This window comes from Acetobacter musti (assembly GCF_011516835.1).
GTDB lineage: Bacteria > Pseudomonadota > Alphaproteobacteria > Acetobacterales > Acetobacteraceae > Acetobacter > Acetobacter musti.
Genome location: NZ_WOTB01000024.1, coordinates 20,639 through 33,236 on the forward strand (window position 1 = coordinate 20,639; position 12,598 = coordinate 33,236).

The following is a 12,598-nucleotide window of genomic DNA, read 5'->3' on the forward strand; positions in this document are numbered from 1 at the left end:
CGTCACGCAACGGCCTGCTTCACCCGCATAAAAGAAGGATCTGCGTATGTCCCAGGAAATCCCTGTTATCGATATTGCACCACTGCGTCACGGCAGCGCCGAGGCACGCGCGGAGACGGCCGCCGCTCTGGGGAAAGCCTGCCGCGAAACAGAGTTTTTCTACATCACCGGCCACGGTGTGTCCCCGGACACCATGACCAGGCTCTTTGACGCCTCCCGGCTTTTTTTCAGTCAGCCGCCTGAGGTGAAGGAACAGGTCGCCAGAAGCCGCCTGGGCAAAAACCGCGGTTATGTCGGGCTGGGCGTGGAACGCCTCGACACAACCTCCCTGCCCGACAACAAAGAAGCCTTCAACATCAGTCCCAATGAGACCGACGGAGTCGATGGCTGGCCGCCGCTGCCGGGCTGGCGTGAGCTGATGGAAGAATATTTCAGCACCTGCCTGAACCTCGGCGCCGCCCTGCATCGCGGATTCGCCCGCAATCTCGGCGTGGCCGAGGATTTTTTCGCCGACAAGTTCAGAAAGCCGCTCGCGACGCTGCGCCTTCTTCACTATCCGGCCGCACCGGCGGCCCAGGCAGGCGCACCCGGAGCCGGAGCGCATACCGATTACGGCAACGTCACCATTCTGGCCGTCAACGGCGTCTCCGGACTTCAGGTCCGTCCGCGTGGCGGAGAGTGGACCGACGCGCCGCTGATCCCCGGAACATTCATCTGCAATATCGGTGACTGTCTGATGCGCTGGAGCAACGACATCTATGTCTCGACGCCGCATCGCGTCATCAGACCTGCGGCGGAGCGCTATTCGATCGCCTTTTTCCTCGATCCGGACGCGGACGCAGTGGTCGATCCCATCCTCTCCCGCCCCGGTGACGTCGCGCATTATCCACCCGTCACCGGGCATGATTACCTGCAGGAACGGCTCACCGCGACTTACGGCCATCAGTCCTGAAAACAGCAGTTCCACCGGAGCCGGACAACACATGCGGCTGTCTCCCGCCGCCATGTCAGGTCGTCAGCAGCATCACAAACGCACAGACCCCGGCTGCTCCGAGCACACAGACCAGGAAAATACCGAGCGGATTAACTCCCACCGCGTGCGTGTCTTCCGAAAGAATGGCTTTACGGACGGCCTGATAATGCCAGAGCGCGGCAGGCAGCAGCATCGTCCCGATCCCCGTCAGCACAATGCCCAGCACGGAAGCCGGACCATGCGTGCTGCTTCCCGTCAGATGGGAGGCCGGAAGATGCGCCACGAGACGCAGAAACAGATCGAACTTCGCCAGAAAACACCCGAACACGATGATCGCGAGCGCCGTCCGGACCCATGCGAGGAATGTGCGCTCATTCGCCGCATGATCGCTGTAGCGGGGAATCATGTCTGGAATTCCCTGTCAGCCGCCAGTCCGGACCTGTCTTTCATCGCAGCAGATCATCCTGCCGGATCACCGTCTCCGGTCGCGAGAAGGCAGACCAGTCGTCCTGAACCGGCGGCGGTTCCATATCCGGCTGCTGCCCGGAACGCGAACCGGCGCCCGCAGCGGCGAGCGCCCAGCCGGCCGTAAGAAACAGCCACCCCGCCGGCGGCACGGAAAACAGGGCGCTGGTGCTGGCCAGCGGCCAGAGCTGAACGCAGAGCGCAACCAGCAGCATCGCATTTTCCGGCGTCGGGGGCACCGTTTCAGACGTGCGCGCCATACGCTCGACCCCCGGCACCGGCAGATGCGGGCGCACGACGATCCTCAGCCAGGACAGGGCCATCAGCACGAAGAGAAGCAGTCCCGGCAGCCCGGCTGCCGTCGCCACCTGAAGATAATAATTGTGCGGATGAAGATTACAGCCCGATTCCGGCGGTGCGACATAGGGAATACCGAGCAGCGGCATATCGTGAAGATAGGACGGATCAAGACAGTGCAGCCGGAATCCGTCAAAGCCGAGCCCCAGGAAAGGATGCGCCTCCACCATCGCTCCGGCTCGTCCAAAAAGCTGCCCGTAATCACTGGACGCGAAATGCGCCAGCTGATGCGTGAATTTCAGCACGAGCTTGGCATAGCTGGGCGGAGAGACCACTGGCAGCGCCACCAGAAGCACACCGCCCAGCGCAACGGCGCCAAGCACCGGCAGGCGCATCGGCTTCACCAGCAGGGCGGTCAGCAGCAATCCGAGAAAAGTCAGCACGGCGGACATCCGCTGCCCGATGAGAATCATCGTGGCGACACACAGCAACAGGAGCAGACCGCCATTCAGACGCCGACGCCATGAATTGTCCGAAAGCCGGCGCAGAATGCCAGGCATCGCTCCGGGAAACAGCACCATCAGCAGGGCGTTGCCGGCTTTCGGATGAACGAACGGGCCGGTCAGAGCGCCGTCGCCCCAGCGCGGATAGCCAAAAATATTGGTGCCGGTCAGATATTGCTCCCAGCATTCGGCGATCGTCCAGATCGCCAGAAACGCACAGACAAAAGCCAGACTCTTCCGTGCGCGGGAACCTGTCAGCACCCAGAACGCCAGCGCCGCGCAAAAGATGAAGAAGCGCAGAGTGAGCAGTCCCTGCATGAACGAGGCAAATGGGCCTGTGAAAGCGGAAGACAGCGTGATCAGCCCCCATAATCCGAGCCCCCACTGAAGCCAGCGCGCCCGAAGCCAGGACCAGTCACGCAGCAAGGCGCTGCGCAGCAGAAACAGAACCGCGACGATCGACAGATCCGCATCGGCCAGCGCCCGCGCCCGGAACAGCAGCACCGGCAGGATGACAGCGAGCATCACGGCCACCGCCTTCAGCAGCAGCTGTCGCACGAAAGCACCCGGAGAGACTCCGGGCGGAAATCCGGGAAACGCGCCGCCGAACGGGGAACCGCCGGCGCGAAAACCATTCATAACGAAGATGTTCAGCTTCACGACTCAGGGCCTCTTCGCCTGACCAGAGGTCAGGCCGCCGTTCCCCCCACCGTCAGACCGGTCATTTTCAGCGTCGGCTGCCCCACACCGACAGGCACACCCTGCCCGGCCTTGCCGCAGGTGCCGATCCCCGGATCGAGCGCGACATCGGAGCCGATCATGGAAACGGTTTTCATCGCCTCCGCACCGCTGCCGATCAGCGTGGCGCCTTTGACAGGATACGTCACCTTCCCATCCTCGATCATATACGCCTCGGACGCCGCGAACACGAATTTGCCGGAGGTGATGTCCACCTGACCGCCCCCGAAATTCACCGCGTAAAGACCGCGCTTCACGGAACGGATCATCTCGTCCGTCGTGGCCTTGCCTTCCAGCATCAGCGTGTTGGTCATCCGCGGCAGCGGCACATGCGCATAGGACTGCCGGCGTCCGTTGCCAGTCGGTGCCACGCCCATCAGTCGCGCATTCAGACGGTCCTGAATGAAACCGGTCAGGATACCGTCCTCGATCATCACGGTCCGGCCTGACGGCGTTCCTTCATCATCAACCGTAAGGCTGCCGCGCCGGTCCGGAAGCGTGCCGTCATCGATAACCGTCACGCCGGGGCTGGCGACACGCTGTCCCATCAGATCGGAGAACATCGATGTTTTCTTGCGGTTGAAATCGCCTTCCAGCCCGTGCCCCACCGCCTCATGCAGCAGAATCCCCGGCCAGCCGGCGCCGAGCACGACCTCCATCTCTCCGGCGGGCGCGGGTTTCGCGTCGAGATTGACCAGAGCCATCCGCAGCGCCTCGTCCACAGCGCCGCGCCAGGCGTCCGTCTCCAGCAGCTTCGTCACACTGTAGCGACCGCCAAAACCATGGGAGCCGCTTTCGCGGCGTCCGTCTTTTTCGACCACGACGCTGACATTCAGCCGCACCAGAGGCCTGAGATCGGCGACGCGCACGCCATCGCCCCGCATGATCTGGACGGCCTGCCACTCCGCCGAGAGCGAGGCCATGACCTGCACCACGCGGGAGTCGCTGGCACGGGCATAGGCGTCGATTTCACCGAGAAGGGCGGCGCGGCGCACGAAATCGGTGCCGTCGAGCGGATTGAGATCGCTGTAAAGCCGGGTATTGGTCGAGCGGGGCGGCGGAGCCATGATGCCGGACCGGCCGTTCCGCACTTCCCTGACGGTATCGCCGGCGCGGCGGAGGGAAACGGCGCTGATTTCATCCGAATGCGCGAAGCCGGTTTCCTCGCCGATAACGCTTCGCAGGCCGAAGCCACGGCTCGTGTTGAACGACGCCGAGCGGATGACGCCGTCATCAAGCGACAGCCCTTCGCTTTCCCGGTATTCCAGAAACAGCTCGCCGTCATCCATGCCGTCCAGCGTCTGCGCCGTCAGGGTTTCGGCTTCATCTCTCGTAAGCAGCGCGCCGCTTCGTCCGAAGAAGAGCTGATCCGTCGCTGCGAGCGGACCCAGCCCTTCGACGGAGGAGCGCAGGCTCCGTGCTTCCGGTGCGATTGCGTCGAAGCCCTGGGCGGTCGGGGTTGAGGCGGGGGACGACATGGGCAAAACTCCCGGAGAAACAGGTTCCTGAGGAACCGGGCCCGGCGAAACCGGGCGATATGGGGTGCGGTCAGACGGATTCATCATCCGGACAGGGTTTTCTGTCATAACCGTTTTCGCATGAACCGGAAAACCCGACGGCCTTTCGCCCGCTTTAATCCTGCAGGCGATCCGGCGGATGGTCTGGTGACCGGGTGAGGAAAGGAAATTTTTTGAGGCCGCTGATTTCGCCCCTTTCATCACGGACAGATCCCTCTGACATCAGCAGCGTGACTGCCCGGCGCAAGACCCGGTCTCCGGCTTTCGCTCTGCTGATTCTTGCGGGCCTCTCCGTCATGCCCGCAACAGCGTTCGCACAGGCCGTCTCGCAGGCCGCACAGATGGCGGCCCCTGCCGGACAGGATCAGGACCGGGGTCGGGATCAGGCGGATGCGCCGGTGATCCTGCTCCATCCGCCGGTTATCCCGGCACGGCAGTCCAGCGTGCGGGCCGATGTCTCACAGGATCTCCGGCCACCTTCGATCGCGCTGGACGGGCTGTTTTCCGCGATCGGCGATGCCCGGATTTTCACGGATGCCAAGGCGGCGGCGGACGCTTATCCCAACCATCCGCCCGCCGAGATTCTGGCTGCGTGGCGCGCTCAGAAGAATGATCCGGGTTTTGACATCAAGGCCTTCGTGGCGACGTATTTCACGATTCCGGCTATTGTCTCGGCTGCCTATCAGCGCAGGCCGGGCGAGAATGTGCGCGATTACATCACCGGCATGTGGGATGTGCTGACGCGCCCGCCGGACAGGCCACTTCCCTGGTCGTCGCTGCTGCCGCTTCCGGAAAAATACGTGGTGCCTGGCGGGCGATTCAGCGAACTCTATTACTGGGACAGCTACTTCACGATGATCGGTCTCAACGAGGATGACCGCATCGATCTTCTGCGTTCGACGCTGGAAGATCTGTCCTCACTGATCGATCGTTACGGACACATCCCGAATGGCAGCCGGACTTATTATCTGAGCCGGTCACAACCGGCATTTTTTGCGCTTATGGTCGATCTTCTGGCCACGCATGACGGAGAGCAGGCCTACAGGAAATTTCTGCCGGAACTGCAGCGCGAATATGATTACTGGACCGACGGGGCGGCGACGCTGGAGCCCGGTCACGCCTGGCGCCATTCCGTCCGGCTGAAGGACGGAACATTGATGGTTCGTCCGTGGGACGACCTCGATACACCGCGCGATGAAAGTTATCCGCAGGACATCGCCACGGCGGCCTCGACGAAGCGTCCGTCTCAGGATGTGTGGCGCAATCTTCGTGGCGGTTCGGAAACCGGGTGGGATTTCTCGTCGCGCTGGCTTGCTGACCGGCACACGCTGAACACGATCATCACGACGGATCTCGTAACGATTGAAATGAACTGCGCGGTCGCTCATCTCGCCGACACCCTGGCGAAAGCGTACAGACTGACCGGCGACAAGGCATCAGCCGGGCGATATGCGAAGGATGCGGCGGAGCGGGTCGCAGCGATCCGCAGGGTGCTCTGGGACGAAAAGCGCGGCGCGTTTTATGATTACAACTGGAAGAAAGAACAGTCCGGCGATGTGTTGTCCGGCGCTACGGCCGCGCCGCTTTTCTTCCGGATCGCCACGAAGGCCCAGGCCCGTGCGGTCGCGAAAACACTGCAGGACAGGCTGCTGAAAATCGGAGGTCTGACCGCGACGGATATTACCAGCGGACAGCAATGGGATTCCCCGAACGGGTGGGCGCCATTGCAGTGGATGGCGATCAAGGGGCTGAATCAGTACGGCGAGGACGCTCTGGCGGAGGAAATCGCCCGGCGGTGGATGGCGCGCGTGATCGGGACTTATGAAAAGAGCGGTGTCCTTTTTGAAAAATACGATGTCGTCGCACCGGATATCAGTCCGACCGGCGGGGCCGGCGGGGGTGAATACCCGATGCAGATCGGGTTCGGCTGGACCAATGGCACGCTGCTCGCGCTGATGAACCGCTATCCGCGCGATGTTGAGCAGATCCTGAACAGGAATCCGCTTTCCGGTCAGGCTTCGAAGGAAAATCCGGCGACGGAAGGACCGGATACGGCACCGATCCCGGTTGTCCGGAAGCCGACGATGGAGGGACAGGTTCTTCCCCCGGTGCCGGCAGCGGGAACCGGGGCGGGAACGCCGGATCTCAGTCTGATGCCGTTGCCCCAGGCGTCACATTAACCAGAGCAGGCGCCATGGCATGTCGGCTTCAGCGTGCGCCTCCGGACGGCCGGCTGCATGACATTCCGATCGTTGCTGTAAGGATGTGCGCTTTTGGAAAATATCTGTCTCTCTCCGCTGCAACCTGACGACGCGCCGGAAATGTTCGCCGGCCTGTCCGATGAAAGAGGCTATGCTTTTATTCCGGACGAGCCACCGGAGACGCCTGAAAAACTGCGGGAGCGATATATCATGCTCTCATCAGGCGGGACGCCGGACGGGCGCGAAATCTGGCTGAACCTGATTATCAGATATGGTGATGACAGGCGTCCCGCAGGCTACACGCAGGCGACGCTGACCGGACAGGAAGCACTGGTCGCATATCATGTCTTTCCATCTTTGTGGCGGAACGGCATCGCAACAGCGGCGATGACCCTGATGCTGAACGATCTTTTCGCACGCGATCCCATTCATACTGCCCGTGCGTTTGTGGATACACGGAACGCGGGTTCAGTCGCGCTTCTGAAAAAGCTTGGCTTTACACTCCTGCGAAAGATTGTGAATGCCGATTTCTTCAGAGGCTCGCAGAGTGACGAGTATGAATTTACCCTGACGCGCGAAGCGTGGTGTACGGATAGCGATAAGTCTTTGATAAAATAAAAGTTTTTGGGTGCCGCCTTTTTTCAAAAAGGCGGCGTCTTCTGAAGCTTTCTGAAAAAAGCTTCACCAGAAACTTCTTTGTAATAACGGGCTGACTGATCAGCTCTTGTTTTCGAAAAAGTCTTTGACGCGGCTGAAGAATCCGGCGTGTTCCGGGCTACCCTTTACGTTTTCGCCGGCTTCTTTTTCGAACTCCTCCAGAAGTTCACGCTGGCGCTTGTTCAGATGCTGCGGCGTTTCCACCGTCACCTGGATATACATATCGCCGCGCGAGGAAGAGCGGAGAACCGAGAAGCCTTTGCCCCGCAGACGGAAATGCTCACCGCTCTGCGTGCCGGCCGGAATTTTCACACTGGCGCGGCTGCCGTCGATGACCGGCACCTCGATTTCAGTTCCGAGCGCGGCCTGAGCCATGCGGAGCGGAACACGGCAGTAGATATTCGAACCGTCGCGCTGGAAGAGTTCGCTGGTCTGGATCGCGACATGAACGTAGAGATCGCCGGGCTCCGCTCCCTTGCCGCCGGATTCTCCTTCGCCGGACAGGCGAATCCGCATGCCGTCCTCGACACCGGCGGGGATCGCGACTTCGAGCGTGCGGGATTTCTGAATCGTGCCGACACCCCGGCAGGCCGTGCAGGGATCTTTCACGACCTTGCCCGCGCCGTGACAGGTCGGGCAGGCCCGTTCGACGACGAAGAAACCCTGCTGAGCCCGCACCTTGCCTGCGCCATGGCAACTCGGACAGACGCTGACGCCGGACTCACCGTCTTTCGACCCCGTGCCGTCACAGGATTCACAGATCACACGGGTATTGACGGTGATGGATTTTTTAACGCCGGCGAAGGCCTCGGCCAGCGTAATCTCGACCTGGGTCTGGATGTCGGCGCCGGCGCGGCGGCCTCCGCCGCCACGACGCCCGCCCATCATGTCTCCGAACATTTGCTCGAAGATGTCTCCCAGACCACCTCCCGCGAAACCGCCACCGAAATCGAAGCCGCCCGGGCCGCCACCGCCGCCCTCGAAAGCCGCATGACCGAAGCGGTCATAAGCCGCGCGTTTCTGATCGTCTTTCAGAACGTCGTAAGCTTCGTTGATTTCTTTGAAACGGGCTTCCGCCGCGGCATCTCCCGGATTGCGGTCCGGGTGATATTTCATGGCCAGTTTGCGATACGCTTTTTTCAGATCGTCGGAAGAGACTTCACGGGAGACTTCCAGAACAGCGTAATAATCAATTTTCGTGGCCATCGATTTCCTCGCAGGCGGCCTCCGGTCGCGGACGCATCAGGGCGTCGGGAGGACAAAAAACGGACGCCCGCCCCGTATGATGGAGCGGGCGCCTGAAACCTGGAAGGCAACAAACCAGCCTTCCGGAACGGGCGACCGGACTTGCGTCCGGCCGTGATCAGGACTGTGCCGCTCAGGACTTCTTGTCGTTGATCTCTTCGAAGTCCGCGTCGACAACCTTCTCGTCGGGGTTCGCGCCGCCTGCGGCGGACGCACCTTCCGCACCCGGAGCCGCGCCTTCCTGGCCGGCCTTGTAGACAGCCTCACCGACCTTCATCGCGGCCTGCGTCAGACGCTCGGAAGCCGACTTCACCGCCTCGGCGTCAGATCCCTCAAGAGCTGACTTCACAGCGGCAATGGCGCTTTCAGCCTCGCTGCGATCGGCAGCCGGAACCTTGTCGCCAGCCTCGCTCAGAGACTTCTCGACCTGGTTGACCAGAGACTCGGCGTTGTTCCGTGTCTCCACGGCTTCACGCTTCGCCTTGTCAGCCGCCGCATTCGCCTCGGCGTCTTTCACCATCTTATCGATGTCGGCATCGGACAGACCACCGGACGCCTGGATCTTGATCTGCTGCTCTTTACCTGTCGCCTTGTCTTTCGCGGACACGGAGACGATGCCGTTGGCGTCGATGTCGAACGTCACCTCAATCTGCGGCACGCCGCGCGGGGCAGGCGCAATTCCCGTCAGGTCGAAGTTCCCCAGCAGCTTGTTGTCCGCCGCCATCTCACGCTCGCCCTGATAGACCTTGATGGTCACAGCGCTCTGATTATCTTCCGCCGTTGAGAAGGTCTGGCTCTTCTTCGTCGGGATCGTCGTGTTGCGATCAATCAGACGGGTGAACACGCCACCCAGCGTTTCGATACCCAGCGACAGCGGCGTCACATCGAGAAGCAGAACGTCCTTGACGTCACCCTTCAGCACCGCGCCCTGAATAGCCGCACCGATCGCCACGACCTCATCGGGGTTCACGTTGCGGGCAGGCTCTTTACCAAAGAAGCTCTTCACTTCCTCGATGACCTTCGGCATGCGGGTCATGCCGCCGACGAGAATAACTTCGTCGATCTGGGACGCGGACAGGCCGGCATCCTTCAGAGCCGCCTTGCAAGGCTCCATCGTGCGGGTGATCAGGTCATCGACCAGGCTTTCCAGCTTCGCGCGGGTCAGCTTGACCACGAGATGCTTCGGACCGGACGCATCGGCCGTGATGAACGGCAGGTTGATCTCGGTCTCTTTGGAGGAAGACAGCTCGATCTTCGCTTTTTCCGCCGCCTCTTTCAGACGCTGCAGAGCCAGCTTGTCGGATTTCAGGTCAATGCCCTGATCGCGCTTGAACTCGCTGGCAAGGAAATCGATGACCCGGTTGTCGAAGTCTTCACCACCAAGGAAGGTGTCGCCGTTAGTGGACTTCACCTCGATCACGCCATCGGAGATCTCAAGGATGGACACATCGAACGTGCCGCCGCCGAGATCGTAAACCGCAACCGTGCCGCCGTTCTTCTTTTCAAGACCATAGGCCAGAGCGGCCGCCGTCGGCTCGTTGATGATCCGCAGAACCTCAAGACCGGCGATACGGCCGGCGTCTTTCGTCGCCTGACGCTGGGCATCATTGAAGTAGGCAGGAACGGTAATGACGGCCTGCGTCACTTTCTCGCCGAGATAGGACTCAGCGGTTTCCTTCATCTTGCCAAGAACGAACGCCGCGATCTGCGACGGGGAATATTTCTTGCCGCGTGCCTCGACCCATGCGTCGCCATTATCACCTTTGACAATTGCGTAGGGAACCAGCTCCTTGTCCTTCTGGACGGTCGGATCATCGTAACGACGACCGATCAGGCGCTTGACGGCATACAGCGTATTGGACGGGTTGGTGACAGCCTGACGCTTCGCAGCCTGTCCGACCAGCATCTCACCGCCCTCGGTGAATGCGACCATGGACGGCGTCGTACGGGCGCCTTCACTGTTCTCGATAACGCGGTTTTCGCTGCCTTCACGGATGGCGACGCAGGAGTTTGTCGTACCGAGATCGATACCAATAACTTTACTCATATATTCAGTCTCCCTTCAGCGGCACCATCCGGCCCGAAGCACCGGATACTGCCCTTCAATGCTACGGCTCCCGTCGTCTTCCGACCGGACCCGCCCTTAGCTTAAACCGATGTAAGAACCACCGGAGAGGGTTTCAAGAGCATACTGCTCCTGAAATGAATCCCCTTTTCAGGGACTCTGACGCTTACTGCGCCTGGCCGCCCTCGTTCTTCGCCACAACCACCATGGCCGGCTTCAGCAGGCGGCCGTGAAGGGTCCATGTCGGTGTCCAGGCCTGGATAACCGTGCCGTGGGCATGCTCTTCGCTGGGCTGTTCCGCCATAGCCTGATGATGGTTCGCATCGAAGGCCTGACCGGACGGATCATGGGAGATCACGCCGTGCCGTTCGAGGATGGAGAGGAACGAGCGCTCGGTGCTCTCGATGCCTTCCCTCATCTTCGTAATCATGCCGTCCTCATTCTCTGCCGGCTTCGGCAGGCTGGCGAGACCACGGCGAAGGTTTTCAGCCGCCTCGACGACATCGCGGGCGAATTTCTGCACCGCATACTGCCGCGCATCATCCAGCTCGCGCTTTGTGCGCGCGCGCAGATTCTGCATCTCGGCTTCCGAGCGGACCCATTTGTCATGTTCTTCGGCAAGCTGCGCTTCGAGTTCCTTGATCCGGGCGCTCGCCGCGCTCATCACGTCATCAGCGCTTCCGGCGCCGGCGGCAGGCGCCTCCGGCTGCACATCTTCATGAGACACGTGTGGCGATCCCTGCTCTGTCTGGCCGGACCCGGCATGCTCCGCTGCCGTTCCGGTCTCGTGATTTTCTGTCATGTTCATCATAGCAATGAGTTAGGCATCCTCACTCTGGCCCGCAAGGCACGCAAACCGAAGAAAACGTGACATATCCGCGGCCGGCCATGTTGCATCCACGTCATCCGGACCGGTCTGGACCGGCTCCGGATGAAGGCAGTCTATAATCACCAGCTTCTTCACAAAACCCGAACTGTCATTCATGCATGACAGTCAGACGCAGGCCCGCGATCCCCATAGCACCGGCTGTGGGAGCGGGCTATGGTCGCGCCGGTAGCAGGCATGCCCATATGGCAGACGCGCAATTACAGACGCGCTTTTACAGCGGGAGAGACGGATCCGTGACGGAGACGACAAAACAGACGATCGCCCTGGTCGATGACGATCGCAACATTCTGGCCTCCGTCCAGATGACCCTGGAAGCCGAGGGTTATCAGGTCCGGACCTATACGGACGGCGAGCAGGCGCTCCAGGACCTGACAACGCGGCCGGTGGATCTGGCCGTGCTCGACATCAAGATGCCACGCATGGACGGCATGGAGCTTCTCCAGAGGCTGCGGGCACGGTCGAGCCTGCCCATCATCTTCCTTTCGTCAAAAGACGAGGAAGTCGATCAGCTGATGGGACTCCGCCTCGGCGCGGATGATTACATCACGAAGCCTTTTTCCCAGCGCCTTCTGATCGAACGGATCCGGGCGCTCCTGCGCCGCAACGAGGTCAACCGCGCCGAGGCCGCCGGCGAGGCCACCGGCTCCCTGCTCGTTCGTGGCAATCTCACGCTCGACGAGGCCAGGCACCGCAGCCAGTGGCGTGGCGGTGACGTTCCGCTGACCGTCACGGAATTCCTGCTGGTCAAGGCGCTCGCGGCCCGGCCGGGACTGGTCAAATCCCGCGATCAGCTCATCGACGCCGCTTACGGCGACAATATCTATGTCGATGACCGGACCATCGACAGTCATATCAAGCGGGTCAGAAAGAAATTCCGTCAGGTTGATGACGATTTCAACCAGATCGAAACGCTGTATGGCATCGGCTATCGGTATAAAGAGGAGTGACCGGTGAAAGGGGCGCGTTCATGAGCAGTCAGTCCGGCGCCCGCCTCTTTTCCGCTGTCACGTCCTGACCATGTCCGGTGAGGCTTTCGACCGGCGCGCCG

The 12,598-nt window shown here is 61.2% G+C and carries 11 protein-coding genes; 4 read left to right on the plus strand and 7 right to left on the minus strand.

The window, feature by feature from the left end:
- The first annotated feature begins 46 nt into the window (after positions 1–46).
- Positions 47–952, plus strand: coding sequence for an isopenicillin N synthase family dioxygenase (locus GOB93_RS15400; protein ID WP_173584395.1), 906 nt, complete (start codon positions 47–49; stop codon positions 950–952).
- 55 nt (positions 953–1,007) lie between these two features.
- On the opposite strand, the gene GOB93_RS15405 is transcribed toward GOB93_RS15400, so the two are convergent.
- From GOB93_RS15405 to tldD, 3 genes are read right to left on the minus strand one after another with little or no spacing between them, the layout of a single operon-like run.
- The gene (locus GOB93_RS15405) at positions 1,008–1,379 is read right to left on the minus strand and encodes a YidH family protein (protein ID WP_173584396.1); all 372 of its coding nucleotides are present in this window, start codon (positions 1,377–1,379) and stop codon (positions 1,008–1,010) included.
- Positions 1,380–1,419: 40 nt separating this feature from the next.
- On the minus strand, positions 1,420–2,898 hold the full coding sequence (locus GOB93_RS15410; RefSeq protein ID WP_173584397.1) for an O-antigen ligase family protein: 1,479 nt from the start codon (positions 2,896–2,898) through the stop codon (positions 1,420–1,422).
- A gap of 29 nt (positions 2,899–2,927) precedes the next feature.
- On the minus strand, positions 2,928–4,454 hold the full coding sequence (tldD, locus tag GOB93_RS15415) for a metalloprotease TldD (RefSeq protein ID WP_173584398.1): 1,527 nt from the start codon (positions 4,452–4,454) through the stop codon (positions 2,928–2,930).
- 380 nt (positions 4,455–4,834) lie between these two features.
- Here tldD and treF point away from each other — a divergent pair, with 380 nt between their 5' ends.
- Positions 4,835–6,673 carry an alpha,alpha-trehalase TreF gene (treF, locus tag GOB93_RS15420; RefSeq protein ID WP_242010833.1) on the plus strand — a complete coding sequence of 613 codons (1,839 nt, stop codon included), beginning with the start codon at positions 4,835–4,837 and terminating at the stop codon, positions 6,671–6,673.
- 93 nt (positions 6,674–6,766) lie between these two features.
- The gene (locus tag GOB93_RS15425; RefSeq protein ID WP_242010828.1) at positions 6,767–7,312 is read left to right on the plus strand and encodes a GNAT family N-acetyltransferase; all 546 of its coding nucleotides are present in this window, start codon (positions 6,767–6,769) and stop codon (positions 7,310–7,312) included.
- 99 nt (positions 7,313–7,411) lie between these two features.
- Here GOB93_RS15425 and dnaJ read toward each other — a convergent pair whose 3' ends face one another.
- From dnaJ to GOB93_RS15445, 4 genes are all read right to left on the minus strand, one after another.
- A complete protein-coding gene (dnaJ, locus tag GOB93_RS15430) occupies positions 7,412–8,557 on the minus strand; it encodes a molecular chaperone DnaJ (RefSeq protein ID WP_173584399.1) in 1,146 nt (381 codons plus the stop codon).
- 172 nt (positions 8,558–8,729) lie between these two features.
- Positions 8,730–10,643: a molecular chaperone DnaK gene (gene dnaK / locus GOB93_RS15435; RefSeq protein ID WP_173584400.1), complete on the minus strand. Its 1,914-nt coding sequence runs from the start codon at positions 10,641–10,643 to the stop codon at positions 8,730–8,732.
- A gap of 184 nt (positions 10,644–10,827) precedes the next feature.
- Entirely contained in the window at positions 10,828–11,463 is a 636-nt protein-coding gene (locus tag GOB93_RS15440) for a nucleotide exchange factor GrpE (RefSeq protein WP_338422395.1), read from the minus strand.
- An 18-nt stretch (positions 11,464–11,481) separates the two neighbouring features.
- On the minus strand, positions 11,482–11,646 hold the full coding sequence (locus GOB93_RS15445) for a hypothetical protein (protein WP_173584402.1): 165 nt from the start codon (positions 11,644–11,646) through the stop codon (positions 11,482–11,484).
- A gap of 86 nt (positions 11,647–11,732) precedes the next feature.
- On the opposite strand from GOB93_RS15445, the gene GOB93_RS15450 reads away from it, so the two are divergent.
- Positions 11,733–12,497 (plus strand): response regulator transcription factor, encoded by a 765-nt coding sequence (locus GOB93_RS15450; protein WP_194300091.1) that lies wholly within the window; start codon positions 11,733–11,735, stop codon positions 12,495–12,497.
- Positions 12,498–12,598 lie beyond the last annotated feature (101 nt).